The sequence below is a fragment of the Gemmatimonadaceae bacterium genome, from assembly GCA_036003045.1.
GTDB lineage: Bacteria > Gemmatimonadota > Gemmatimonadetes > Gemmatimonadales > Gemmatimonadaceae > JAQBQB01.
In genome coordinates this window covers 42,453-66,129 of record DASYSS010000037.1, presented here as the reverse complement: position 1 = coordinate 66,129, position 23,677 = coordinate 42,453, and the positions used below count along the sequence as shown (strand labels likewise).

Annotated in this window: 24 protein-coding genes; 11 read left to right on the top strand and 13 right to left on the bottom strand. The window is 66.4% G+C overall.

The window, feature by feature from the left end; genetic code table 11:
• Nucleotides 1–27: 27 nt before the first annotated feature.
• The 8 genes from VGQ44_09220 to VGQ44_09185 all read right to left on the bottom strand — a co-directional run bounded on the left by VGQ44_09220 (nt 28) and on the right by VGQ44_09185 (nt 7,830).
• Nucleotides 28–1,569, bottom strand: coding sequence for an FAD-binding oxidoreductase (locus VGQ44_09220; protein ID HEV8446991.1), 1,542 nt, complete (start codon nt 1,567–1,569; stop codon nt 28–30).
• A 102-nt stretch (nt 1,570–1,671) separates the two neighbouring features.
• Nucleotides 1,672–2,523 (bottom strand): hypothetical protein, encoded by an 852-nt coding sequence (locus tag VGQ44_09215; GenBank protein ID HEV8446990.1) that lies wholly within the window; start codon nt 2,521–2,523, stop codon nt 1,672–1,674.
• Nucleotides 2,524–2,710: 187 nt separating this feature from the next.
• Nucleotides 2,711–3,907: a hypothetical protein gene (locus tag VGQ44_09210; protein ID HEV8446989.1), complete on the bottom strand. Its 1,197-nt coding sequence runs from the start codon at nt 3,905–3,907 to the stop codon at nt 2,711–2,713.
• Nucleotides 3,908–4,715: 808 nt separating this feature from the next.
• The gene (locus VGQ44_09205) at nt 4,716–4,898 is read right to left on the bottom strand and encodes a hypothetical protein (protein HEV8446988.1); all 183 of its coding nucleotides are present in this window, start codon (nt 4,896–4,898) and stop codon (nt 4,716–4,718) included.
• Nucleotides 4,895–5,461, bottom strand: a complete 567-nt coding sequence (locus VGQ44_09200) for a ribonuclease H (GenBank protein HEV8446987.1) — start codon at nt 5,459–5,461, stop codon at nt 4,895–4,897. The genes VGQ44_09205 and VGQ44_09200 overlap by 4 nt, the downstream gene beginning before the upstream one ends.
• Nucleotides 5,462–5,495: 34 nt before the next feature.
• On the bottom strand, nt 5,496–5,717 hold the full coding sequence (locus VGQ44_09195; GenBank protein ID HEV8446986.1) for a hypothetical protein: 222 nt from the start codon (nt 5,715–5,717) through the stop codon (nt 5,496–5,498).
• Complete coding sequence (locus VGQ44_09190; GenBank protein HEV8446985.1) at nt 5,714–6,871, bottom strand: ArgE/DapE family deacylase; 1,158 nt, start codon at nt 6,869–6,871, stop codon at nt 5,714–5,716. The genes VGQ44_09195 and VGQ44_09190 overlap by 4 nt, the downstream gene beginning before the upstream one ends.
• On the bottom strand, nt 6,862–7,830 hold the full coding sequence (locus VGQ44_09185) for a hypothetical protein (protein HEV8446984.1): 969 nt from the start codon (nt 7,828–7,830) through the stop codon (nt 6,862–6,864). The genes VGQ44_09190 and VGQ44_09185 overlap by 10 nt, the downstream gene beginning before the upstream one ends.
• A gap of 110 nt (nt 7,831–7,940) precedes the next feature.
• Between VGQ44_09185 and VGQ44_09180 the strand changes: the two genes are divergently transcribed.
• Both VGQ44_09180 and otsB read left to right on the top strand, forming a co-directional pair.
• Nucleotides 7,941–9,428, top strand: coding sequence for a trehalose-6-phosphate synthase (locus VGQ44_09180; GenBank protein HEV8446983.1), 1,488 nt, complete (start codon nt 7,941–7,943; stop codon nt 9,426–9,428).
• A 3-nt stretch (nt 9,429–9,431) separates the two neighbouring features.
• Nucleotides 9,432–10,250 carry a trehalose-phosphatase gene (otsB, locus tag VGQ44_09175; GenBank protein ID HEV8446982.1) on the top strand — a complete coding sequence of 273 codons (819 nt, stop codon included), beginning with the start codon at nt 9,432–9,434 and terminating at the stop codon, nt 10,248–10,250.
• On the opposite strand, the gene VGQ44_09170 is transcribed toward otsB, so the two are convergent.
• Nucleotides 10,251–10,808 (bottom strand): hypothetical protein, encoded by a 558-nt coding sequence (locus tag VGQ44_09170; GenBank protein HEV8446981.1) that lies wholly within the window; start codon nt 10,806–10,808, stop codon nt 10,251–10,253.
• 335 nt (nt 10,809–11,143) lie between these two features.
• On the opposite strand from VGQ44_09170, the gene VGQ44_09165 reads away from it, so the two are divergent.
• The 7 genes from VGQ44_09165 (at nt 11,144) to VGQ44_09135 (ending at nt 16,292) form a co-directional block, all read left to right on the top strand.
• Nucleotides 11,144–12,262 (top strand): CoA transferase, encoded by a 1,119-nt coding sequence (locus tag VGQ44_09165; GenBank protein ID HEV8446980.1) that lies wholly within the window; start codon nt 11,144–11,146, stop codon nt 12,260–12,262.
• A 51-nt stretch (nt 12,263–12,313) separates the two neighbouring features.
• Nucleotides 12,314–13,015 carry an RNA polymerase sigma factor gene (locus VGQ44_09160; GenBank protein ID HEV8446979.1) on the top strand — a complete coding sequence of 234 codons (702 nt, stop codon included), beginning with the start codon at nt 12,314–12,316 and terminating at the stop codon, nt 13,013–13,015.
• Nucleotides 13,015–13,470, top strand: a complete 456-nt coding sequence (locus tag VGQ44_09155) for a hypothetical protein (GenBank protein HEV8446978.1) — start codon at nt 13,015–13,017, stop codon at nt 13,468–13,470. The genes VGQ44_09160 and VGQ44_09155 overlap by 1 nt, the downstream gene beginning before the upstream one ends.
• A 172-nt stretch (nt 13,471–13,642) precedes the next feature.
• On the top strand, nt 13,643–13,840 hold the full coding sequence (locus VGQ44_09150; GenBank protein ID HEV8446977.1) for a hypothetical protein: 198 nt from the start codon (nt 13,643–13,645) through the stop codon (nt 13,838–13,840).
• Nucleotides 13,841–13,850: 10 nt separating this feature from the next.
• Nucleotides 13,851–15,005 (top strand): hypothetical protein, encoded by a 1,155-nt coding sequence (locus VGQ44_09145; GenBank protein HEV8446976.1) that lies wholly within the window; start codon nt 13,851–13,853, stop codon nt 15,003–15,005.
• Nucleotides 15,002–15,691 carry an SGNH/GDSL hydrolase family protein gene (locus VGQ44_09140; protein ID HEV8446975.1) on the top strand — a complete coding sequence of 230 codons (690 nt, stop codon included), beginning with the start codon at nt 15,002–15,004 and terminating at the stop codon, nt 15,689–15,691. Before VGQ44_09145 ends, VGQ44_09140 begins: the two co-directional genes overlap by 4 nt.
• Before the next feature lie 58 nt (nt 15,692–15,749).
• Nucleotides 15,750–16,292, top strand: a complete 543-nt coding sequence (locus VGQ44_09135; protein ID HEV8446974.1) for a hypothetical protein — start codon at nt 15,750–15,752, stop codon at nt 16,290–16,292.
• Here the strand turns inward: VGQ44_09135 and VGQ44_09130 are convergent.
• The 4 genes from VGQ44_09130 to odhB are packed head-to-tail and all read right to left on the bottom strand — an operon-like array spanning nt 16,289 to nt 21,293.
• A complete protein-coding gene (locus VGQ44_09130; protein HEV8446973.1) occupies nt 16,289–17,992 on the bottom strand; it encodes a D-aminoacylase in 1,704 nt (567 codons plus the stop codon). The genes VGQ44_09135 and VGQ44_09130 overlap by 4 nt on opposite strands.
• A gap of 19 nt (nt 17,993–18,011) precedes the next feature.
• Nucleotides 18,012–18,494 (bottom strand): GNAT family N-acetyltransferase, encoded by a 483-nt coding sequence (locus tag VGQ44_09125; GenBank protein HEV8446972.1) that lies wholly within the window; start codon nt 18,492–18,494, stop codon nt 18,012–18,014.
• A 4-nt stretch (nt 18,495–18,498) separates the two neighbouring features.
• Complete coding sequence (gene lpdA, locus VGQ44_09120; GenBank protein ID HEV8446971.1) at nt 18,499–19,956, bottom strand: dihydrolipoyl dehydrogenase; 1,458 nt, start codon at nt 19,954–19,956, stop codon at nt 18,499–18,501.
• Nucleotides 19,957–19,961: 5 nt separating this feature from the next.
• Entirely contained in the window at nt 19,962–21,293 is a 1,332-nt protein-coding gene (gene odhB / locus VGQ44_09115) for a 2-oxoglutarate dehydrogenase complex dihydrolipoyllysine-residue succinyltransferase (GenBank protein HEV8446970.1), read from the bottom strand.
• 75 nt (nt 21,294–21,368) lie between these two features.
• Here odhB and VGQ44_09110 point away from each other — a divergent pair, with 75 nt between their 5' ends.
• Both VGQ44_09110 and VGQ44_09105 read left to right on the top strand, forming a co-directional pair.
• Nucleotides 21,369–22,406 carry a zinc-binding dehydrogenase gene (locus tag VGQ44_09110; protein ID HEV8446969.1) on the top strand — a complete coding sequence of 346 codons (1,038 nt, stop codon included), beginning with the start codon at nt 21,369–21,371 and terminating at the stop codon, nt 22,404–22,406.
• A gap of 340 nt (nt 22,407–22,746) precedes the next feature.
• On the top strand, nt 22,747–23,568 hold the full coding sequence (locus tag VGQ44_09105) for a hypothetical protein (GenBank protein HEV8446968.1): 822 nt from the start codon (nt 22,747–22,749) through the stop codon (nt 23,566–23,568).
• Nucleotides 23,569–23,677 lie beyond the last annotated feature (109 nt).

The following is a 23,677-nucleotide window of genomic DNA, read 5'->3' as shown; positions in this document are numbered from 1 at the left end:
CTCGAAACAAGCCGCAGCGTTCGTCGGTTACGCGCCGCCGAGTAGATCGAGACGCGACCGCGCGTACGCGCGCCGGGCGTCGACCGTTTCGAGCGCCGAACGTGCCCGTGTCGTCAGCGGCGCGAGATTCGGATCGTATTTGATGTCGCCCCCCCCGAGCGGCGATTCGCCCGCGACGGGCACTTTCACTCCCGGATTCAGGATGCCCGCCGGATCGAACGCGCGCTTGACTTCGCCGAATCGACGAAGCGCCTCCGTGCTCCACACGCGGGGCATCAACGGCGTACGCAAACGGCCGTCGCCATGCTCTCCGGTCAGCGTTCCGCCGAGCGAGGCGGTCAGATCGGTGACCGCGTCGAGAATTCGCGCGACCCGATCGCGCCAGTCGGAACGACGCACGTCGACGAGCGGATTGACGTGAACGTGCGCATCGCCCGCATGTCCGAAGATGACGCCCCGCGTATCGTTGTCCGCCAAGATGCGCCGAACTCCGCGAACGTACGCCGGAAGCGCCGACGGCGGGACAGCGCAATCTTCGATGAACTGCATCGATTTTAGATTCGGATCGAGGCGCGAGAGAATCGGGCTCGCGGCGTGGCGCAGCTCCCAAAGCTCGGTCTCGGTCGGCCGGTCGAGCGCAACACGGACGCCGATCGCGCGCGATTCTCGGAAGAGTTGCTCCACTCTTCGCGCCGACGATCCCGCCGTTTCGGCATTGGTTCCCTCGATTTCCGCCAAGAGGGCGGCTTCAGCGTCCGCAGGAACCGCATTCGCACCGATTCCAGCGCCGGTTGCTACGACGTCGAGGAAGGTTCGGTCGAGCAACTCACACGCGACGGCACCGGCGTCGCGCGCGCGGATCGCCGCCGTCACCGCGTCGTCGAGCGTCGAAAATGCGCCGAACACGCTGCTCGTCGCACCCGCCGCCGATGCCAGCATGATCTCGATGCCCGTGAAAAACGCCAGCGTGCCCTCGCTGCCTACCAGAACATCCACGAGATCGCCGGACGCGGCGAACTTCGCGATACCGTAACCGGACGAGTCCTTCGACACGCCGGCGTGAACGGAAGGCGTCGCTCCTTCGGCACTCTTGAGCTTCTCGGCGATCGACGCGAATCGATCGATCGCCGGCACGCCGGTCGGCCACGGCACACCGCGACGCACTTCGGCGCGCGATCCGTCGTCGAAGACGCAATCGATGGCGCTGACCCACACCCGCATCGATCCGAAGCGCATCGAATGCGGACCGGCCGCGTTCGTCGCCGTCATCCCGCCGACGGTACAAAAGGCGCCGCTCGACGGATCCACGGGGAAGCGCAATCCGTGCGCGCGCGCCGCGGCTTCGACCTCGTCGCGAAGCACGCCAGGTCCCACCCGCATCGTCGGAGATCGCGCGTCGATCGCCGAGATGTCGCGCCATCGGCTGAGATCAACGATCACCCCGTCACCGATTGCGCCGCCGGGCATGCTGCTCCCGGAGCCGCGTGCGATCAACGGCAGCGACTGCCCTCGCGCCCACCGCACCAAAAGTGAGAGATCATCGACGTCGGCCGGAACCGCGACCGCCATCGGAATGCTTCGCGCGATTCCGGCGGATTCCGAGTAGACGTCGAGTGCGTCCGGGTCGGTCCGGAAGACGCCGCGGAATTGGTTGGGTTTAACGGCGGCCAGCTAAAATCTCCGCGTCGGAATCGCCGTCGCGGCCGCGACGATCGCGCCCAACAGCGCGTCGGCACCGCCACGACGCGAGACGTCGCCGCGCTCGAGGCGATCGAGAAGTTGCTCGAGGGCGAGCTGAGCGCGCGGAAGGACCCGGTTGTGCGCCGCGCGCGCGCCGGCGACGCCGAAGATCGGCAAGGCGATCACCGGCACGAGCGCGATCGGCGGAAAGACGTGCATGGCGAGCAACGACGCCGTCGTCGCCGCGCCGAAGAAGGAGGTTGCGCCGATCTGTCCCGCCGCCAAAGAGCGATGCGTTCGAAAATCGGCGTCGAGCGCGACGTGCGTTCTCGTGTCGTCGACCGGAATCGCCGTCGCGGCGACCTCGAACGCGCGCGATAGTGCGTAGTCGCGACCGCCCGCCTTGAGCGCGCGCTTCAAGCCGACGAAGAAATCGCGGCGCGGCTCCCAGACGATTCGGTCGCCGTGATGCCGCTTCACGATCAGCAGCTCCTGCCGTTGCATCCACGCGTCGATCGCCTGCAGCACGTCCGCTGGTTTACCGTCCACCGTCCGCGCCGCGGCGACGCGCGTCGCGCCGATGATCCGAGCGAAAACGCCGCCCTCCTCCTCCTCCGGCAGCACCGACCGCGTCCGCTCCTCGGCGAGTGCCTGACGAAGATTCTGCGCCGAAAGCCCCACCTCTTTCCCGAGCTCGATCAGCTGTTCTTCGGTGAACTCTTCGCTGGGATCGGCGTCCGCCGACTTGCCTTGAAGCTCGGCGGCGCGCGCCAGCACGCGCTCGAGCGCGCTACGATCGATGCGCGAGGAGGAAGACGGGCGGGGTGCCGGTACGTCGGACATACCGAAAGTTACCTTCGGTTCGAAACGATGATACAGCTTTACCGCCCCGCCTGTCTCCCTGTTTCAAGCCCGCGCTCGACTGACCACCGGCCAAGCGACGCGAGGTCTTGTGGCGGTCGAGCGATCACGCGCCGAGCCGCCCGACGTCTTCCGCGGAGGACAGTCTCACCCTGAGTACCGCGACCAGTCAGATACCGCCGAGCACGACGTCGATCTGACGGGCGATCGCGTCGACGATCGACTGCGGCAGCGGGAACGTGCTCGCGAAGGTGGCCGACGGTTCGCCGGCGATGCCCGCGACACCGGCCGTGGCGAGGTAGTAGCGCATGTACGCCGGGACGAGCTCCGGCGCGATGCGCTGTATCAGGATGGCGCCGCCCCGCACGGCTCCGTTGCCGACATAGCCGCCGGTCGCGCCGGATCGCTGTTCGGCAGGCGTCGTGTTGTCGTGGATCGCGTCATCCACGACGCTGGCGACCGCCTCATGGGCGACCGCGAAGAGAACCGTGGACGCGGCATCGACGGTTTTCGGGAATTCGACCGCGATGATGTTCGACTGTTTGCCGTTATTCACGGTCCGCCCCTCGCCGCCCAACGGGAGCGACAAGAAGACTTCGCCGGATCCTTGCTGCGTATTGTTGAGAAAACGCGTCAGCTTCGGGTACCACGTGCTGTTCCACTGCGACACGGCCTGCGCGAACGCGGCGCCTCGCGTCTGCTGCTCCGCGGTCCAGTACTCGTGATAGAATTTTTTGTCCTCGTCGTCGAGGCTCTGCACGAAGAGACGGAGCCATTTGCGATCGGCGTCCGTACGAAAATTCGCGGCCAAGAGCGCGATCTGCTGCTGGATCGCCGGGACCGCGGACGCGCGCGGATTGCCGCCCGAACGGATGAAATAGTCCGTCGCGCTCACGATCTCCTGGAACGACGAGAAGTACATCGCGAGGAATTGCGCGTTGGCGAGCTCCGGGTTTGTCGCGAAGCGCGCCGAGAGCTCCGCCCGATTCGCGTCGAGCAGCGAGAACACGTTGCGCTGCTGCTTGAGGGCGGTGATCTGCTGCTTGTATCCGCGCGCGAAGAACGGCACCCGACCCGTGTCGCTCGTGAGCAGCGCGAAGCCGTGCAGCCACAAATCGACCTGCTCCGCGGTGGTTACCCGCCATCCGCGCTGTTGCGTCAGCTGCGCCGTCTGAGTGGCCGCGCGATTTCTCCGCGGCGCGGCGCGGCGCGCGTTGCGACTCCCACCCCCGGCGGTAGCGACGCACGCCGTGGCGGCAAGCAGGAGCGCAATACGCCCGGCGGCGCGCATTTGCGCAAACCGCGGGTTCCGCGGCGATTCTACTTCGCCGCGGCGGGCCGTCCGCATGAAGGACAAAACTTCCATCCTAGCTCCAGCTCCGCGCCGCACGCCGGGCAGTTCAAGGTCGTGACGTTCTGGCCGCAGTGTGGACAGAACGTAATAGGACGACCGGTCGGCAGCGGTTCACTGCATGAACGACACCGATCGCCCGCCTGGGGAACAACGACTCTTACCCCGCCGCTCGTTTTTGTTGTCGTTGTGGGCGTGGGCATCGATGCCGGCGTCGCCTTTGGCGTAACTGCCGGCGCGCGGGAGGCGGGCGGTGAAGCAGCGGCTGCCGCCGGCGGAGCTGGCGGCGGGGCAGGCGGCGCCGCGGGCGGTGCGGCAGGCCTCTGTTTCGGTCGTTCAGCCGGCGCCGCGGCTCGCGGGGGCTGAGCAGAGGGCGGGGGCGGGGGCGGAGGCGGAGTCGACGAAGGCGGAGCCGGTCCGTTGGCCGGCGCAGGGTTCGCGCTTTCATCCAGCCCGATGTCGAGACTGCGCAGCGCGCTCGGCGAGAGGGCGACCATCGCCTGCGCGAACTGTTTGAACGCCGACGGATCCGGATTCACATTCGCCAGCGCCGCGCCCAGTGTGTCGCGCAGCCTGTCGTCGACGATCAGGTAGTCGCGCGAACCCGAGACGAGCTCCGTGAGCGTGATCTCATAGTCGTCGTTCGTCTCGAGGCCGAGCTCGCGACGGTGCAGACGATACGGAAGGATCGTCTGATTGAGATCGGCGACGGAAAACGGTTGGGCGAGATGTTGTGGGAACCGCGAACGAATGACCCTCACCAGATGTCGGTACATCCGATCGAGGTTGTCCATGAGGCGGGGCGGGGGTGGGGGTCGGGTCGTTACGGCTTGCTGGCGTCTTCGATGCGTTTGTCCTGCGCGGCCTGCGCGTTCTTCAGATTGGTCGCACCGAATTTATCGAGTACGCGAAGCGCGACCGAGGGCTTGCCGTCGCTCCCTTCACCGTACCCCCAGTGATACCCCATCGCGAGCCCGACGATCAACGCCACGATTGCTTTCTTCATTTGACCCGTCCCTTTTCGCGTTCTGCCGCCAGCCATTCATCGAAATGCGAATCGACGATGCCCTTCGACGATGACTGTTCCTTGGCGGCGCGTACGGCGAGATCGTTCGCGTACTCGTTCTGCGGGTGTCCCTCGTGGCCGCGCACCCAATGCCACGACACCTGATGCCGGCGCGCCTCCTCGACGAGCTCCTGCCACAACTCCAGGTTGAGGATCGGCCCGTCCTTCTTCCGCCACCCGCGCGCTTCCCAGCCGCGAACCCACTCGCTCATCCCTTTCACCAAGTACTGTGAGTCGCTCGTGAACGAGACGCGGAACCGCACGCCCTTCCGAGAAATGCCGCGCAGCGCCTCGGTCGCACTGCGCAGCGCCATTCGGTTGTTCGTGGTGGCCGGCTCCGACACCCAGTAGTCGTGGCGCGAGAGCCGCCCCGAGGGGCTCACATACTCGATGACGCCCGCCGCCCCGCCCGGGTTACTCCCTTCGCGGCCGTTTCCCAGGCACGATTCGTCCGCGAAGATGGCGATCGGCCGTAGCGGGCTTCCGGACCCGTCGTGGGTCATCGACCCCGCCCGCCGCTCACGTCCCTCGAGTGACTCACGTAACTGCCTCGATTCGTTCCACTTCGTCCAGGTAGATGGTCAGCTCGTCGCCGGTGGTGGGGTTGCGAGCTTTGATGACCTCTCGGCCGTCATTCACCGAAAGCGAAAGCGGGACCAGCACGATCTCGCGCCGGCCGGGTCGGCTGATCGCGACGCGCGTCCCTCGCGACACTGCCCGCTCGAGCGTGTCGTACTCGCGGTGGGTCAGCTGAGTCACGAGATACGTGCCGAGCACCACCGTTTGGCGAGCGACGCGAGAATCGTCGTCGCGCGCTCGATCTCGAAGATCGGAACGTACTCCTCCGCCGAATGCGCCAGCGCGATGTCGCCCGGACCGAAGCAGATCGCGGGAATGCCGGCGGCGTTGAGGATCGCGGCATCGGTCCACGCCGACATTCCGGCGATGCGCGGCTCGTCGTCGTCGTCGCAAATGGCTTGTGAAAGCGCGCGCACGATCGGCGCCTCGACCGCTACGTCCGACGGCTCCTGCGAAAACGTGACGCGAACGCCGGCTTGGAAACCGGGCCGGTACTCGACGACTCGCGCGCACGCTTCGCGCAGCTCGCGCTCTACGTCCGCCGGCCTCTCGCCGGGAATCGTACGGCGCTCGATGCGGATCGTGCACCGATCGGGGTAGGTGGACATCCCGGTTCCACCTTCGATCAGCGACGCGTGCACCGACGGACGTCCGAGCAGCGGGTGCGCCTTCTGGGTCAACTCCTCCGCGTCGATGCGATCGAGCTCGGTGAGGAAGAAGCCCGCGTGACGAATCGCGTCGACGCCGAGCTCCCAACGGCTCCCGTGCGCGGCGCGGCCGAACACCGTCACGTCGGCCCACACGAACCCCAGGTGCGCCGGCATGACGGCGAGCCCGGTCGGCTCGGTGACGACCGCGGCGTCGGCGCGAACCCCCGCCGCGACGAGCGCGCGCGTGCCGATGCTCTCGAATTCTTCGTCGACGACCGCGGTGATCACGACTTGTCCCTCGAGCTCGTCCGCGGCGCGCGCGGCCGCCGCGCACATGGCGGCGACGCCGGCCTTCATGTCCGCGGATCCGCGTCCATAGATGCGTCCCTCGCGCTGAAACGCATCCCATGGCGCGTGGGACATTCCTTCCACGCCGACGACGTCGAGGTGTCCGTTGAACATCAGCGTTCGCCCGCCGGATTTTCCGGCGCGCGCGATGACGTTCGGCCGCTGCGGAGCGGCGTGCTGCAAGTCGACGCGCATCCCCCAGTCTTGCAGCACCGTCGCCAGCGCTTTCGCCACCGCATTCTCGCCCGGTCCCCCGGCGACGAGCGACGGATTCCTCGAGTCCACGCGCACGAGTTCTCGCGTCAGCGCGACCGCGTCTCCGCGGGCTATCGACAAAGCTGGACTCCCTGTTCGTCGATGGCGAACGGCAGGATCTCACCCAGCGGGGCGACCACGCTTTTCACTTCGTCGGCGCGTCCATCGCGCGCGATGAGCAGCACGCATCCTCCGCCCGACGCCCCGAGCGCTTTCGCTCCGGTCGCCCCGGCGTTAGTGCCCCTTTCTATAATCTCGTCGATCAACGGCGTCGGAATCGCCGGATGCAGCGAGCGCTGGTGCATCCACTGTTCGGCGACGAGCGCCGCGAGTGCGTCGACGTCTCCCGCCGCCAGCGAATCGGCCATTCGTTCGGCGGTTTCGCGCATACCGGCGAGCGCGGACATGACGCGCGGCTCGTGGCGGGCGTAGGCGCCGAGCACCGCGTCGATCGTCTCGCCCGAGATGCGGCTCTGCCCCGTGTAGATCACGATGCACCGTCGCTCGAGCTCGGCGCGCGTTTGTGAGCTGAGCGGAATGTCGCGCACGTCGACGCCGTCGCGCGAAAACCGAAGCCCGAGTGCGCCACCATAGGCGGCCGCGTAGTGATCCTGCCGTCCGCCGGGGATGCCGAGGTCGCCGATTTCGATGGATCGGCTGAGTTCGGCGAGCGCGGTGCGATCCATCGACTCGCCACTCGCAGCGGCGAGCGCGGACACGATAGCGACGCCGACCGCCGAGGAGCCGCCCAGTCCAGCGCCTGCCGGAAAATCGCTCTGTACGTCGATGTGCGCGTCGGACAATCGAAATCGGCGCGCCGCGGCGAGCGCGATCGATTGGTCGCCGGCTGACGTCGATGCGCTCGCCGGTCCGCCGCCGCCGTCCGACGCGTCGCGTTTCGTCACCTCCACGGTGGCGTAGCGGCTGATCGCGACGTTGCACACGAAGCCCCCGACTTCGTCCGAGTACGGTGGCACGTCGGTCCAACCGCCGCCGAAGTCGATGCGCGTGGGTGCGCGCGTGATGATCGTTTCACTCACCGGGGACAAATGATCGTTCGGCCCGCCGCCGCGCGCCAGTTCCGCGACCCGCGAAACCGCGGTCGCCGTAGGTTGAATCGGGCATGGCTGTTGCAACCCTTTCGCCTCTAATGCTCGATTTCACGAACTATCTCGCCGACTGCAAGTTCATTCTTGTTTCGAACCGCGAGCCGTACGAGCACGTGGAAGGCGTCGAGGGCACGCCCGAAGTAAAGCAACCCGCCGGCGGTTTGGTGAGCGCGCTCGATCCCACGATGCGCCGCACGCACGGCACCTGGGTCGCCTGGGGGTCCGGCTCCGCCGACCGCGAAGCCGCCGACGAAATGGGGCGACTGGCGGTTCCACCGGGCGAAGATTCGTACACGCTGCGGCGAGTGTGGCTCGACGAGGCGGACGTCGAAGGCTACTACCATGGATTCGCCAACCGCGCGCTCTGGCCGCTGTGCCACATGCTCATCCAGCACTTCGAGTATCGCGCGGAGTACTGGAACCGCTATCGCGACGTGAACCTCCGCTTCGCGCACGCCGTCGCCGACGAGGCGGAGCGGGCTCCGGGAAAAGTCGCCGTCTGGATTCAGGACTACCACTTCTCGCTCGTTCCCGCGCTGCTTCGCGCGATGCGCCCGCAGTTGTTCATCCACCAGTTCTGGCACATTCCCTTTCCGCCGCCGGACATCCTACAACTGTTGCCGTCGAGGACGAACGAGGCGGTGCTGCGCGGGATGCTCGGCAACGATCTCGTCGAATTTCAGATCGAGCGCTACGTCGCGAACTTCATCGATTGCGTCGCCCGCTTCGTGCCCGAGGCGCGCATCGACCGCGCGACCCAGGTCGTGCACTTTCGCGATCGCGCGGTGCACATCGGCGCGTTTCCAATCAGCATCGACGTCGCCCATTTCGAGGAAATGGCCGGCTCGCCGGCGAGCCGCGCGCTCAGCAAGACGCTGCGCGCGCGCCACGCGCCGACGCGCCAGCTGGGTGTCTGCGTCGACCGGATCGACTACACGAAGGGAATTCTCGAACGCATCCGCGCGCTCGACACGCTGTGGACCGAGTCGGCCGAGCTGCGCGAACAGTTCACGTTCATCTTCGTGTGTACGCCGTCGCGCAGCGACGTCCCGGCGTACACGACGCTCGAGCGCGACGTCGTCGACGCGGTGACGTCGATCAACGCCCGCTTCGGCAATCCGCACTGGACGCCGATCGTGCTGATCAGCGAAAACGTCGACGCGGACCTTCTCGCCGCCGTATATCGCGCCGGCGACATGTGCATCGTCTCCTCGCTACAGGACGGCATGAATCTCGTCGCGAAGGAGTTCGTAGCCTGCCAGCTCGACGAGCGCGGCGTCCTCTTGTTGAGCCGGTTCACCGGTTCAGCGGAAGAGATCGACGGCGCCGTGCTGATCAATCCGTTCAACATCGACGGTTTCGTCGCGGCGATCCGGTCGGCGCTGTCCATGTCCCCCGAGGAGAGGCGGCGACGTATGCATCGCATGCGGCGACAGCTTCACAACTCGACCATCTTTGATTGGCTCGAGTCGATTCTCGAGCGTTCCGCCCAGATCATGGGGCTCTGGCCCCAGCCCGAACCCGCGTAAACGATGACAACCCCCGCGCTGCCCGTTCCCATGGATCTCGCGGCGCGCCTAGTTGGAACTCCGCTGCTGTTGTTGCTCGACATCGATGGCACGCTCACGCCGATTGCCGCGACGCCGGCCGCGGCAGTCGTGTCAGAGCACGCACGCGACTCACTCGATGAGCTGACAGTCGCGGGCGGCGTGCACGTCGCCATCGTCACCGGCCGTTCCGTCGAGGACGCGCGACGACTCGTGGGCGTGACGGGCGCGTGGTACATCGGGAATCATGGCATCGAGGCCGCGGCACCCGGTGAAGAACCAAACGTCCCGGGCGAAGTCGCCCAGTTTCGTCATCCGGTGGAGGTCGCGGCGGCACGTCTCGCCCAACTGATTCGCGGCGTCCCCGGAACGATCCTCGAAAACAAGAGGTGGACGCTCAGCGTCCATTACCGGCTGGCCGAGCGCGACGCGCTCCCTGAGCTCGGACACCGCGTGCGGAAGATCGCGCGCGAGCTCGAGCTCGATGTCACCGGCGGCAAAGAGGTTTTCGAGCTCCGCCCGCCCGTTCGGATCAACAAGGGCACCGCCGCTGTCGCGTTGGCCATGCGACTGGGCGCGCTGAACCACGGCGCATCCATACTGTGCGCCGGCGACGATGAGACGGACGAAGACATGCTCCGCGCCGTGCGTGGGCGCGCGCCCACGTCCGTGACGGTCGCCGTCGAACCGGTGCTGCACGCCCGGCCGACGTCCGCCGAGTTTTTCGTCGGATCGCCGAAGGAGATGTTGGAGTTGCTGGACGCCGTGCTTGCGTTGCGCACCGCCGCCGCTCGTCGCGCCTGACTACTTCTTCTTTTTCACCGGCTTCGCCGCTTTGGCCGGCTTCTCGGCTTTCACCGGCTTGACCGCTTTCGGCTTCGCGACCGGAACGGCGGCCTTGGGCGCCGCGGTCCTCGCGGGCGGCGGTGCGGCCGATTTGTTCGTCCCGCTCGGTGCGCCAGGCTTCGCCACGCTCGGGTGAGAGACCGCCGGCGTTTTGCTAATCGGTCTCGCGTAGGGAGCCGCGTGCGCCGCCGCTGATCGCGCGGCGGCTTCCGCTTTGGCGACGGCGGCGCGTTCGGCCGCGAGCTTGGTCGCCGTTGCCTTTCCCTTTTCGCCCGGCGATTTCTTTTCGTGGGCGGCTTCGGCTTCACGGATCAGCCGCTCGCCTTCTTCGGGAGTCATCTGCCCGCGACGTACCATGTATTGAACGAGGTCGCGCGCGCTTTCGATGGCGAATCCCGCGATTCCGGCGGCGCCGCCAATGACGCCCTTCATCGCCGCGGAGACTTTCGTCCCTGCTTCCTGGCTGATCGCCTGAGCTCGTTCCGCCAGCTCCGCCACCGTATCGCGGACGTCCATGCGATGTCCGGGCGCGCGACGAACCGCGGGGAAAGGCGCGTTCGGATCGGAGGGTTCGCCCGGCTGCGATGGATGCGGTTTTTCCGCCATAACAGTGACGTGTCCGTGAGGATCGAGCAGGCGGGCGAGTCGATGATCCGCGAGACTGCTCGTTGTCGCGCGCGGTTAGGCGCGCTAACTTCGGCAGCCGGGGCTTAGAACGGCGGAAGTATATGATTTTGCGTTAGCTATGCAAGACAGGTTCGACCGTACTGAAAGCTGGGCCATCGTCCGCCAGCACTTCCTGTTCGATTGAACCATCTTATAGCTAGTAACACGACACTCACGCGACAGTAATGCTCTCCGGAATCAAAGTTCTGGACCTTACGCGTGTCCTCGCCGGCCCGCTTTGCACCATGCTGCTCGGGGATCTTGGGGCCGACGTCATCAAGGTCGAAAAGCCTGGATCAGGCGATGAGTCGCGGACCTGGGGCCCCCCGTTCGACGCCGAAGGCCGAAGCGCCTACTACCTCAGTATCAATAGAAACAAGCTCGGACTGGCCGCCGACCTCAACCAAGACGCTGGGCGCGAAGACGTCGAGCGGTTGCTCGCGGAAGCCGACGTCGTGGTAGACAACTTCCTCCCGGGTGTCCTCGACCGGCGCGGGCTGGGGGCGGCCGAGTGGTGTGAGCGGAGGCCGGAGCTCATTTGGTGCACGGTGACAGGGTTCGGTCCGGGTACTCGCCGGCCGGGCTACGATTTCGTGGCGCAAGCCGAAAGCGGGTGGATGGCGATCACGGGAGAACCGGACGGCGACCCGATGAAAGCGGGCGTCGCCCTGGCCGACGTGCTTGCGGGAAAGGACGCGACGATCGCCGTCCTCGCGGCGCTGGTCCGCCGCGGAATGACGGGGAAGGGCGCTCGGCTCTCGATCTCTCTCATCGATTCAGCGCGCGCCGCGCTGGTGAACGTCGCCCAGAACTCACTCGTCACGGGTCACGAGGCTCGGCGCTGGGGAAACGCGCACGCGAATTTGGTTCCTTATCAGATGTTTCGGGCGGCGGACCGGCCGATTGTCATCGCGGTGGGCAGCGACGCCCAGTGGGTCGGGTGCGCGCGCGCGCTGGGGCTCGATCGTTTTGCCGACGATCCTTCGATGTCGACCAACGCGGGTCGACTCCGGCAGCGGGAACGGATCGTCGCCGCATTCGCCGAGCAGTTGGCGACGCAGCCCGCGGCGCATTGGGGCAGGCGTCTGGACCGCGCGGGCGTGCCGAACGGAGTCGTTCGAACGGTTCTCGAGTCGCTGCGCGACACAAACGCTTCGGCGCTCACCGGCGTGTCGCCGAGCGTGCCGGGGCGAGTGAGATACCCTCCTCCCGCTCTTGGTGAACATTCCGGTATTATTCGGCGCTTCGGCTGGGATGTGTTCAAAAACGTTACACCCTTGCCGGCCGACGGCGCATCGTCGTGATACAGCCGAAGCTTGATTACAGAGTCTCGCGACTTTACCCGCGAGAATTCGTTGCAACCCTTTGTTACCCTTGCCGAGGTGCTTCGTCTTGATCACGTGGCGACCCTTCTGGAGCAGCGAAGCGGAGCTCGCGCACTGTCCGAAGCGCGGCAACCGAATTACTCTGTTGTCGTGAAGACGACGGAGGCGGTTCTGCGGGCTGATCAAACCGTCGTTGATCAGGAAAACACTGATCAACTCGTGATCCAGCGTGTTCTGGCCGGCAACCGGGACGCGTTCAAGATCCTGATCACGCGATACAGCGATCCGCTGTACCGACATGCGCTTTGCATGACGGGAAGCCCCGACGTTGCCGAAGACATCCTGCAGCTCAGCTTCATCAAAGCGTACCAACACCTCGCGGAGGTGCGCGGACGTTTCGATGCTTGGGTATTCAGGATAGTCGCGAACGGCTGCAAGGATTGGCTCAAAAACATTCGTCGGTCTCACCTGAGCTACGACGAAGACGACCAGCCTTCTGCCTATGCGACGCCCGATGAAGAGTTGGATCGGACGGAGCTGCGCAGTGATCTGGACCGCGCGTTGACGACGCTTCCCGCGTCGCTTCGCGAGGCATTCGTGATGAAGCACGTCGAAGGCCGCTCCTACGAGGAGATGGCCGACCTACTCGGTACCACAGTTGGAGCGCTTAAGATGCGCGTTCATCGTGCGCGCGAGGCACTCCAGGCACTCTTAGAGGAGAAGTACGCTTAATGATTGACGATCTCCGCTCCGACGACGGCCTCAGCGGGTTCGACGGACACTTTCACGATCGCGCGCGGCGACGCACCGAAGAGGAGCGTCCACTCGCCGATAGAGAGGTGCCGCTGGGTCATCAGGAAACCGATGCTCGTGTGCTCGCTCCGGCCGTGCACGCGTGGCTAGATGGAGAATTGCCCGAAGCAAGCGTGCGGAAGGGCGAAACCGGTCGCGACGTCGAGTTCTGGAAGCAGATCAACGTCGAGGTCGAGCGCCGTCGCCGCATGCGCACCCCGGCGTACGTCGAAGCGCGCATCATGGATGCGCTGCCCCAGACGGCCCCGGTCGTGATCACGCCATGGTACCGCCGCGAGTTCGTCGTGACGCCCAAGTTCGCGCTCACGACCGCGACCGCCATCGTCGTGGTTGCCGCCGCGGTGACGATCACCGTAATGATGATCGCGCGCTGACGGTCCAATCCGTTCCCGAACGAAAGGCCGGCCCACTCGGGCCGGCCTTTCTCTTTTGTAAGGGCCGACCTCGGACTACCGAACCCGCGTCCAGGTATGCAGTTTGCTCGGCGGGCTCATGTAGCATGCTCGCCCGAATGGCGGCTTTTCGTCCGGGTTTCGCGGGGGCTGAATGTCCCAGGAAGAGCGATTCGAGCAGTTGCTTCGCGAATTTCAGCGCGTCGGCGTCGATCCGAACGCGCTCAGTGCCGGGCTCGCCGTCAGCGAGAACGACGTCCGCCAAGTGCTGGCGGCGCTGCCGGACGGTGCGGGACCGACGGCATTTCTTCACCGCCTTCGCGTCGTCATGACGCAAGCCTCCAAGCAATAGATTCTCCGACGTGAGGTCGATCACCCGTCGAGCCGCGACACGCGCGTGGCTGGTCGCGAGCGTTTTGGCGCACGCGCTCGTGCTGGCGACACCCGCAATCGCCACGGCGCGCGCCCAGCGCGCGCCCGATTCCAGCTTCGCCGCGCTCGTCGCGCGGCTGTCCGAGAGCGCCGGCTACTTCGATTCGGACAACATCATCTCGAACGAGGAGTCGTATCTCCAAATCACGACTCAGCTCGCGAAAGTCGGCACGCACGGCGGCGTCTACGTCGGCGTCGGACCCGATCAGAACTTTTCGTACGTCGCGCTGATCCGGCCGTCGATCGCGTTCATGCTCGACATCCGGCGCGACAACCTGCTCGAGCATCTGCTCTTCAAGTCGCTGTTCGCGCTTTCGCGTAATCGAATGGAGTTCCTCTGCCGCCTGTTCGGGAAGCCCGTTCCGTCCGACGTCGACAAATGGACGGGCCGCCAGATCGGCTCCATCGTCGCGTACCTGGACCGCGCCGGGACCGATTCCGCCGCCGTCGCCGAGACGCGCCGGCTGAGCAACGAGCGGATCACGAGCTACGCCGTCCCGCTCGACTCGCACGACCGCGCGATGATCGACCGCTATCGCAGCGAATTCATCGCCGACGGTCTCGACACGCGCTACTCGAGCATCGGCCGCAACAATCGGATGGACTATCCGACGTTCCGGCAGCTCATGCTCGCCACCGACCGCACCGGCCGCGCGGCGAGCTACCTCGCCGAGGAAGAGCCGTTTCACTTCGTGCGATCGATGGAAGCGCGCGATCTGATCGTGCCCGTCGTGGGCAACGTCGCCGGCGACAGGGCAATCAAGGCGATCGGCCAGTACGCCACCGAACACCATCTCACCATCTCCGCGTTCTACCTCTCGAACGTCGAGCAATACCTCTTGGGCCGTGACGGCGGCTTCGAGGACTGGGCCCGGAACGTCGTGGCGCTGCCGCGAGACAGCGCCAGCGTGATCATTCGCAGCTATTTCGGGCGACTCGGCATGGTCCATCCCCTGTACGTGCCCGGCCCCGGAAACATCAGCACGTCGATGATCGAGACGATCGACTCGTTCGCCAAGCGCTACGCCGGCGGCGAGGTGCGCGGCTACGCGGATCTGGTGTTCGGCGGCTACGTGAAGCCATGACGCACCCGACACCGTCCGGCGGGGGTGGGGACGCGAGCGCGAGAATTCTGTCGTTGGGGGATTCGTACACGATCGGAGAGTCGGTGTCGTCGGACGACCGGTGGCCCGTCGTCCTCGCGTCGATCCTTCGCGCGCACGGCACCGATGTCGCCGATCCGCAGATCATCGCGCGCACCGCGTGGACGACACGCGATCTGGGAGCGGCGATCGACGAAGCGCGCCCGCGCGGGCCGTTCGACCTGGTCACGCTGCTCATCGGCGTGAACGACCAGTACCGCGGACGCTCTCCCGAGGAATACCGGCCGCAGTTTCGGCTGGTGCTGAGCCGCGCGATGACCCAAGCCGGAAAACGCCCCGAATCGGTCATCGTCATCTCGATCCCCGATTGGGGCGTCACTCCCTACGCCCAGGGTCGAGACCGGCGCAAAATCGCTATGGAAATCGACGCGTTCAACGCCGTCAACCACGACGAAGCCTTGGCCGCCGGAACGCACTACGCCGACATCACCGCGCTGTCTCGTCTCGCGGGCGCGAATCGGGGTCTGGTCGCCGCGGACGGACTCCACCCCTCGGCCGCGATGTACGTGCAGTGGGCCCACGCCATTTTTCCGCTGGCCGTGGAGATTCTCAGCCACCGGGACACCCCCCCCCCGCCGCCCCCGCCGGCGGCCCCGCCCCAGCGCTGAGTCTTTTCATCCGCCGCGCCGGCGCGCATGTTGTTAACAACTTCGAATTGGCGGACACATGCGGCGCGTGGCGCTGTTGATTCTGCTCGGCGGGTGCGCGAGCTCCGGCAGCACTCCCGAAGGGTACAATCCAAAACCGGCGGTCATCTACGCCGGCGATCAATCGAACGCGCGGCTGGAGGCCGAGAGGCCCCATCCGTCGACGGTGACCATCGCGGCCGATCCCGCCATCGTGTGGGCGGCCGCCAAGCAGGCGTACGCCTCGCTCGAGATTCCCCTGGGCATCGAGAATCCGACCGCCCATACGCTCGGCAATCAGAATTTCTATAAGTCCCGCACCTTGGCCGGCGAGTCGATGACGCTCTTCGTCGACTGCGGCCAGGGAATGACCGGCGCCAAGGCGGCGAGCTACCGCATCTACATGTCGCTCATCACCAACGTCTCGGGCGACGGAAAGGGCGGCACCACCGTACAGGTCACGTTCAGCGCGCTGGGGCAGGACGTGACGGAAGGAAGCACCGACCGCATCCCGTGCGGTTCAACCGGCCACCTCGAGCAGCTCGTGCTCGACAAGACCAAAGCGGGAGTGGCGCTTCGTTAGCGCGACGTTCGATAGCCCGGGCCGCGCAGCGCACGGCCGGGCGTGGCGCCGGTGTGCTTGCCGTCGCGCAGCACCTGGACGCCGTTGACCCACACGTCGCGCACGCCGACCGACAGCTGCTTCGGCTGCTCGTAGGTCGCGCGGTCGGCGATCGTCGCCGGATCGAACACGACGACGTCGGCGTACATGCCGGGCTTCAGCAATCCGCGGTCGTTGATCGACAGCCGCGTCGCGACGGCTGACGTCATTTTTCGCACGGCGTCCTCGAGCGGAATCACCTTCTCGTCGCGCACGTACTTGCCGAGGATGCGCGGGTAGTTGCCGAACGTGCGCGGGTGCACGAGCGCGCGAACGCTATCCGGGTCGGGGCCGCCGGCATCCGTTCCGATCTTCATCCACGGCTGCCGCAGCTGGAGCTTGACGTTGTCTTCGCTCATCAGAAAGTACGTCGTCTCCACGCGACTGTGCTCACTGAGGATGAGATCCATCGCCGCGTCGAGATAGTCCTCGTTCTTCAGTCGCGCGATTTCATCGAGCCGCTTGCCGATGTACTGCTGGTTCTCCGGCTTGCGCAGATTGGTGATCAACACGCCGCTCGGCGACGCGAGCTCGCAGAGGTTCTCCCACTCGCTCGTCGGATGCGCCACTTCTTCGTGGATCTTCGCGCGGATCTCGGCGCTCGCGAGGTTGTCGAACAGCTTGCCCTCGGCCGAATACGACGGCGGCAGGCACGACGAGAGACCCGTCGCGCCGGCAGTGTACGGGTACATGTTCGCTTGCACGTCGATCCCCGCGGCGCGCGCCGAATCGATCTTGGCGATCATCGGCGCTTCCTTGCTCCAGTTGCGGGTGCCGGCCGCCTTGAGATGGTAGATCTCGCCCGGCACGCCGCCGTCGCGCGAAATACGAATGACCTCGTCGACCGCCTCGAGGAGATGGTCGGCCTCGGACCGCATGTGCGAGATGTAGACACCGCCGTACGGCGACATCGCCTTCGATTCTTCGACCAGCTCCTCGGTCGTCGCGAACGTGTTGGGCGGATAGATCAGCGCGCTCGCCATGCCGAACGCGCCGTCTTCCATCGCGCGCCGCACCGCCGCGCGCATCGAGTCGAGCGTGGCGCCCGTCGCCGCGCCCATGCGCTCCGCCATCCCGTATTGCCGAATCGTGCCGGCGCCGACGAACGACCCGACGTTCTGCGAGATGCCGTGCGCCTGCATCGCGCTCAGCCATGCGTCGAACCCGTGCGGCTGCGCGAAACGCCGCTGAAGCTCGCTCGCGTCGGGCGGAAGATTCGCTGGATTCAATGGGGCGGGGGTCGAGCCCTCGCCGAGGATTCCCGTCGTGACGCCCTGCGTGATCTTGCCGAGTTGGCGGCCGTCGCCGAGCAGCAGTTGGCCGCCCGATTGATCCTGAATGTCGATGAAGCCCGGGGCCACGATCATGTTCCGCGCGTCGACGCGTGTCGCAGCGGACGCGTTGTGCAGGAGTCCGCGCGGCATGACCGCGGCGATCCGGTCGCCGCGAATTCCCACGTCGCCGTAGAACCACGCGGCGCCTGTTCCGTCGACGACGCGTCCGTTCTCGATGATGACGTCGAACCGCTCGCCCGGCACCGGGGTTGGATTCGTCGTCGGATGTGTGCACGCCGAGAGAGCCAGCGTCGCGGCTGCGGAGAGAGCGATCGCTTTCATTTTCATCGAGAGGGCTGGGGCCGCGTCAGAGCGGCAGGCGAGACAACGTGAGCGCGACGCCGTCGCGGTAGAAATCGGGGATGCGCGCTTCCTGCTTGAAGCCGTGATGCCTGAGCAGCGCCACGACGGTGCCGAGCGCGGGATCGTCGGGGAGCTCGGCCAGGAGATAGGTCGCCCCGTCGGCGCGGGCGGCGTCGGCGACGGCCTTCAGCAGCCGGTCGCCCACGTCCTCGGAATCGACGCCCGGCGCCAACACGGCGACGTGCAGCCGCATGCCGTGCGCGGTGCCGGCGATCGGACCGAACAGCGCGAGTCCGGCAACCGTTCCGTCGCGCGCGATGACGAGCGCTTTGTGCTCAGGATCATGACCGCGCTCGGCGAGTGCGAGCACTTCGATCGCGCGATCGATGTATGGCGTGACGCCCAACGCACCCATGAGAAGGGTGCGTGTTCCCTGCGAGTCCTCGGGAAGCAGCGGGCGCGGCGCGAGCGCGAAGTAGCCGGTCACGACCTCAGATCTGCAACGCGCGCCCGAGCGTCGCAAGCGCCGCTTCCTTCGTTACCTCGGACAGGGTGGGGTGCGCGTGGATCGTGACCCCGATGTCCTCCGACGACGCCCGGTACTCGAACCCGAGCACGACCTCGGCGATGAGTTCCGATGCGCTTGGTCCCACCATGTGGGCGCCGAGCAGCTCGTCGGTCTTGGCGTCGGCGACGAACTTCACGAAGCCAGCCGTTTCGCCCATCGAACGCGCGCGTCCGTTGGCCGAGAATGGGAACTTGCCGGTCCGGTAGTCGCGGCCGCTCTCTTTGACTTGCCGTTCTGTAAGGCCGACGGCGGCGATCTCGGGCCAGGTGTAGACGACGTTCGGGATCGCCTTGTAATGCATGTGCGACGGCTGCCCCGCGATGACTTCCGCCGCGACGACGCCTTCGTGCTCGGCTTTGTGGGCGAGCATGAGACCGGGGACGCAGTCACCGATCGCGTAGACGTTGGGAAGGTTCGTGTGCAGCTGATCGTCGACCAGGATTTCGCCGCGCTTGCCGACGTCGAGCCCCAGCGTTTTGACGTCGATTCCGTTCGTCGACGGCCGGCGTCCGACGGAGACGAGGACGTGATCGCCCTCGATCCGTTCACGCTTTCCGTCGCGCTCGACTTCGATGAAGGCGCCGTTTTCCGTCGCGCCGCCGTTCACGACTTTCGTGTTGGTCCGAATGTCGAGCCCCTGCTTCCGGAAGACGCGCTCGGATTCTTTGATGACGTCGTCGTCCATGCCGGGGAGGATGGTCGGCATGAGCTCGACGATGGTGACCTTCGCGCCGAGGCGGTTCCAGACGGAGCCCAGCTCGAGGCCGATCACGCCGCCGCCGACGACGACGAGGTGGTCGGGGACTTTCGGGATCGTGAGGGCGCCGACGTTCGAGAGGATCCGCGTTTCGTCGAATTTGAGGAAGGGGAGCTCGATCGGTACGGAGCCGGTGGCAATGATGACGTTCTTTGCCTGGTACGTGGCGATTTTTTCAGCGGGGGGGCCCCCCGCCGCCCCCGCGCCGGCCGACTCCACCTCAACGACATTCCCCGCCCGCAACACTCCGCGCCCCTTCGCCCACGTGATCTTGTTCTTGCGAAACAGGAACTCGACGCCGCGCGTGTTTTGCCGCACCACCTCGTCCTTGCGGCTCAGCATCGTCGCGAGGTCCAGCGTCAGGTCGCCGACCCCGATCCCGTGGGCGGCCGCCGCGTGCTTCATGAAATCGAAGTGCTCCGTCGACGTCAGCAGCGCCTTGGACGGAATGCACCCGACGTTCACGCATGTACCACCAAGCGTCTTGTCCATCTCGACGCACACGGTGGAAAGCCCGAGCTGCGCGGCCCGGATCGCGGCGGTGTATCCGCCCGGTCCACCGCCGATGATCACCACATCCGCGGGCGTCGGTCCGGCCGCGGTCGCATTCGATGACGTGCCCATGTCGATCAACTCACCAGCATCGATGCCGGATCTTCCATCAGCTCCTTCACACGCACGAGGAACTGCACCGCGTGCTGGCCCTCGATGATCCGGTGGTCGTACGAGAGCGCGACATACATCATCGGGCGAATCTCGACCTTGCCGTTGATCGCCACCGGGCGATCCTGCGTCTTGTGCAGGCCGAGGATTGCCACCTGGGGGTAGTTGATGATCGGCGTCGAGATGAGTGAGCCGAACACACCGCCGTTGGTGATCGTGAACGTGCCGCCGGTCAGGTCTTCCATCGTCAGCTTCGTGTCACGCGCGCGCTTCGCCAGTTCTCCGATCTCGCGCGACACTTCGACCATGCCCTTCCGGTCGGCGTCCTTGATGTTCGGCACGACGAGCCCCGCGTCGACCGCCACGGCGATCCCCATGTTCACGTAGTGACGGTAGACGATGGTGTCGCCGTCGACGAGCGCGTTCACGGTTGGGAATTGCTCGAGCGCGATGCACGCCGCCTTCACGAAGAACGGCATGAACGAGAGCTTCACGCCGTGTTCCTTCTCGACGCGTTCCTTCAGCCGTTCACGGAGCGAGACGACGGTCGACATGTCGATCTCGTTGAACGTCGTCAGGTGTGCGGTGGCCTGCTGCGACTGGAGAAGATTTTCCGCGATGCGCTTGCGGCGCGTCGTCATCTTCTCGCGCGTTTCGCGCTGTCCCCCTCCGGTCGCGCGTCCGTCGCCCACTCCCGGTAACACCGCGCTCGGCGCGGTCGGCCGAACGACGTCCACCTGCGGCTGTTGCATCGGCTGCGGGCGCGGCGCGGGCGGCGGCGGTTGCTCCGCGCGCTCGATCACGTCGGGCTTGCTGACGACTCCACCACGTCCCGTCCCCTGAACTGTTGAGACGTCGATGCCTCGCTCGGCGGCCACGCGTTGGGCCGCGGGCGACACCCTGACGTCCTGCGCCGCGGGTGCCTTGGGTGGAGCGGGAGCCGCGGGCGGAGGTGCTGCCTTTGGCGGGCTCGCCGACGCGGCGGAAGCCGCTGCGGGAGCCGCTGCGGGGGCCGCCTTCGCCTGCGGAGAGGGGGCCGCCGCCGCGGCCGTTGTGGGCACGGCGTTCTCATCGATCTCGGCCAGAAAATCGTCAACCTTGACCACGTCCCCCTCCGCGTGCGCGCGTTTCGTCAGCACGCCGGCCATCATCGCGGGGACTTCGACCGTGATTTTGTCCGTGTCGAGCTCGACCAACGTCTCACCGACCGCGACCGGATCGCCCTCGTTCTTCAACCAGCGCGATACCGTTGCCTCAGTGATCGATTCACCCAGCGGAGGAACTTTGATGGCGGTCATGCGGTGGACACGGGACGGTGGAACTAACTTGACGGACGGCTTCAATATAACGCCGTCTATTACCGACCCTTCTGCATGCGCGCGCTGACGATCTCGGCACACGGCGGACTCGATCGCATCGAGGTGCGCAGCGATCTCGCGCCGCCGGAGATCCAGCGGCCGGCCGACGTGCGCATTCGCGTCCGATCGGTTGGGCTCAACCACCTCGATCTCTTCGTCGTCGAGGGCCTGCCGGGCGTGACGATCAAACCGCCCTGGATTCTCGGTGGCGACGCCTACGGCGTCGTCGAGTCGGTCGGCGACGCGGTGAAGTCGGTCGTGCCTGGCGATCACGTGGTCGTGAACGCGGGCTTGAGCGATCGCACATGCGAGTACTGTCGCGCCGGCGAGCAGCCGCTGTGTCCGCGCTTTGGGTTGCTCGGCGAACATCATCCCGGGACGCTCGCCGAGCTGCTGGTGGTGCCCGACACGAACGTTCGATCGATTCCGCCGACAAGCGCGCCGGCCGAGGCGGGCGCGTTCACGCTGGCCGCGCTCACCGCGTGGCGCATGGTCGTGACTCGGGCGAGGGTGCAGCGTGGGGAGAACGTGTTGATCTGGGGCATCGGCGGCGGCGTCGCGCTGGCGGCGTTGCAGATCTGCAAGCAAATCGGGGCGCGCGTGTGGGCCGTCTCGTCGAGCGACGAGAAGCTCGAACGCGCCGCGACGCTCGGGGCCGACGAGCTGCTGAATCGCGAGCACGCCGAGGTGGGACGCACCGTTCGCGAGCGCACCGGCAAGCGCGGCATCGACGTCGTCATCGACAATGTCGGAAAGGACACGTGGTCGCAGTCGCTGTTCGCTCTCGGGCGCCGCGGGCGTCTCGTGACCTGCGGAGCTACGTCGGGGCCGATCGTCGAGACCGACGTGCGGCGCCTCTTCTGGAATCAGTGGTCGATCCTCGGGTCGACGATGGGCAACGACGACGAGTTCGACGCGGTGGTCGCGGAGTTTCGCGCCGGCCGGCTGCCGCCGGTCATCGACAGCGAGTTCTCTCTCGACGACGGGCGCGCGGCGTTCGAGCGTCTGGGCGCCCCGGCGCGCTTCGGAAAGGTCGTGGTGCACGTCTCGTGACCGACCAGTCGGCCCGCTTTGACCCGGAAGAAGAGCGCGTCCTTCGCGCGCGGTTCGCGGCCGGCGAACCTCTCGTCTGCCCACGCGACGGCGCCACGATGACGGCCCGCAAAATCGGCGGTGGGTCGTTCGGACTCGGCTACGCCCGAAGCCGCGAATGGCTGATCTGTCCTGAGTGCCGCCGGAGCGTCCTCTTCGACGTAAAACGCGGCACGCGAAACTGAGGCGTCGGCGCGCGCAAAAGGCCGCTCTCTCGCCGTGACCGGTCCACCGGTCCGACGGTCTCCCCGTCCACCCTTTCGTGACGGCCGAGTCGGCTCCCGGTAGATTGGTAGCGCCAATGCCACAACCCCAGCAACCGGACACCTCGAACCTCAGCGACCGACTCCACGGCGCGGTGAGCGACCTTCTCGGTCAAACCGTGCCCGCGATGTTCGGCGCGCTGGTGATTCTCTTCGCCGGCTATCTCCTGGCGAAGCTGCTCGAGAAGGCCGTCGAAAAAGGGCTGCGCAAGATTCGGTTGAACCAGCTGCTCGTGCGCGGCGGGGTGATCCAGGCCGTCGAGCGCTCGGGCACGCACGTGAATCCCGTGCGTGTGCTGGCGAATCTCGTTTTCTGGCTCGTGATGTTCACGGTGATCCTGCTCGCGGCGAAGGCGCTCGGGCTCGACTCGCTGGCCAACGTCGTCTCGACGCTCGTGAGCTACATCCCGAGCGTGATCGCGGCGATCGTGATCATCCTCGTCGGCATCGTGCTCGGCGGATTCGTCGGCGGTTTGATCGCGGCGTCGGCCGGCGCCGTGCACGGCGGCCGCGCGCTCGCCCGGCTCGGACGCGGGGGCGTCATCGTCCTCGCGATCTTCATGGCGCTGCAGCAGCTCGGCATCGCCACCGACATCGTCACGACTGCGTTCGCGATTCTGTTCGGCGCGATCGCGTTCGCGCTCGCTTTGGCGTTCGGGCTTGGCAACCGCGACCTCGCCGCCGAGATCACGCGCGAATGGTACGAGCGCTATCGTCGCGAGCGGGCCGAGGCGATGGCGCGCGAGCGCGAGGAGAACGCGGAAGGCGAGGCGGAAATTCGCGCCGAAGAGGCGGCGGAACGGGCCCGGAAGACGCCGCAGGTGAATCAGGCCGTGCCGCCGAACGAACCGAAGAGCTGACGCTCGGCGGTCCGTCGCTGGCGCCCCTCTCTCGACCCGCAAAACCGAGCGACGGTCCATCCGAGTAAGTCGTTGTGCTCGAACGGCTTATGGGACACGCGGCGCGTTG

Bases quoted from the DNA above. Each gene is read 5' to 3' on its own strand.
- VGQ44_09220 (HEV8446991.1), bottom strand. From the start codon at position 1,569: ATGGCGGTCGCGGTTCCGGCCGACGTCGATGATCTCTCACTTTTGGTG.
- VGQ44_09215 (HEV8446990.1), bottom strand. From the start codon at position 2,523: ATGTCCGACGTACCGGCACCCCGCCCGTCTTCCTCCTCGCGCATCGAT.
- VGQ44_09210 (HEV8446989.1), bottom strand. From the start codon at position 3,907: ATGGAAGTTTTGTCCTTCATGCGGACGGCCCGCCGCGGCGAAGTAGAA.
- VGQ44_09205 (HEV8446988.1), bottom strand. From the start codon at position 4,898: ATGAAGAAAGCAATCGTGGCGTTGATCGTCGGGCTCGCGATGGGGTAT.
- VGQ44_09200 (HEV8446987.1), bottom strand. From the start codon at position 5,461: ATGACCCACGACGGGTCCGGAAGCCCGCTACGGCCGATCGCCATCTTC.
- VGQ44_09180 (HEV8446983.1), top strand. From the start codon at position 7,941: ATGCTCGATTTCACGAACTATCTCGCCGACTGCAAGTTCATTCTTGTT.
- otsB (HEV8446982.1), top strand. From the start codon at position 9,432: ATGACAACCCCCGCGCTGCCCGTTCCCATGGATCTCGCGGCGCGCCTA.
- VGQ44_09170 (HEV8446981.1), bottom strand. From the start codon at position 10,808: ATGGACGTCCGCGATACGGTGGCGGAGCTGGCGGAACGAGCTCAGGCG.
- VGQ44_09165 (HEV8446980.1), top strand. From the start codon at position 11,144: ATGCTCTCCGGAATCAAAGTTCTGGACCTTACGCGTGTCCTCGCCGGC.
- VGQ44_09155 (HEV8446978.1), top strand. From the start codon at position 13,015: ATGATTGACGATCTCCGCTCCGACGACGGCCTCAGCGGGTTCGACGGA.
- VGQ44_09150 (HEV8446977.1), top strand. From the start codon at position 13,643: ATGTCCCAGGAAGAGCGATTCGAGCAGTTGCTTCGCGAATTTCAGCGC.
- VGQ44_09140 (HEV8446975.1), top strand. From the start codon at position 15,002: ATGACGCACCCGACACCGTCCGGCGGGGGTGGGGACGCGAGCGCGAGA.
- VGQ44_09135 (HEV8446974.1), top strand. From the start codon at position 15,750: ATGCGGCGCGTGGCGCTGTTGATTCTGCTCGGCGGGTGCGCGAGCTCC.
- VGQ44_09130 (HEV8446973.1), bottom strand. From the start codon at position 17,992: ATGAAAATGAAAGCGATCGCTCTCTCCGCAGCCGCGACGCTGGCTCTC.
- lpdA (HEV8446971.1), bottom strand. From the start codon at position 19,956: ATGGGCACGTCATCGAATGCGACCGCGGCCGGACCGACGCCCGCGGAT.
- odhB (HEV8446970.1), bottom strand. From the start codon at position 21,293: ATGACCGCCATCAAAGTTCCTCCGCTGGGTGAATCGATCACTGAGGCA.
- VGQ44_09110 (HEV8446969.1), top strand. From the start codon at position 21,369: ATGCGCGCGCTGACGATCTCGGCACACGGCGGACTCGATCGCATCGAG.
- VGQ44_09105 (HEV8446968.1), top strand. From the start codon at position 22,747: ATGCCACAACCCCAGCAACCGGACACCTCGAACCTCAGCGACCGACTC.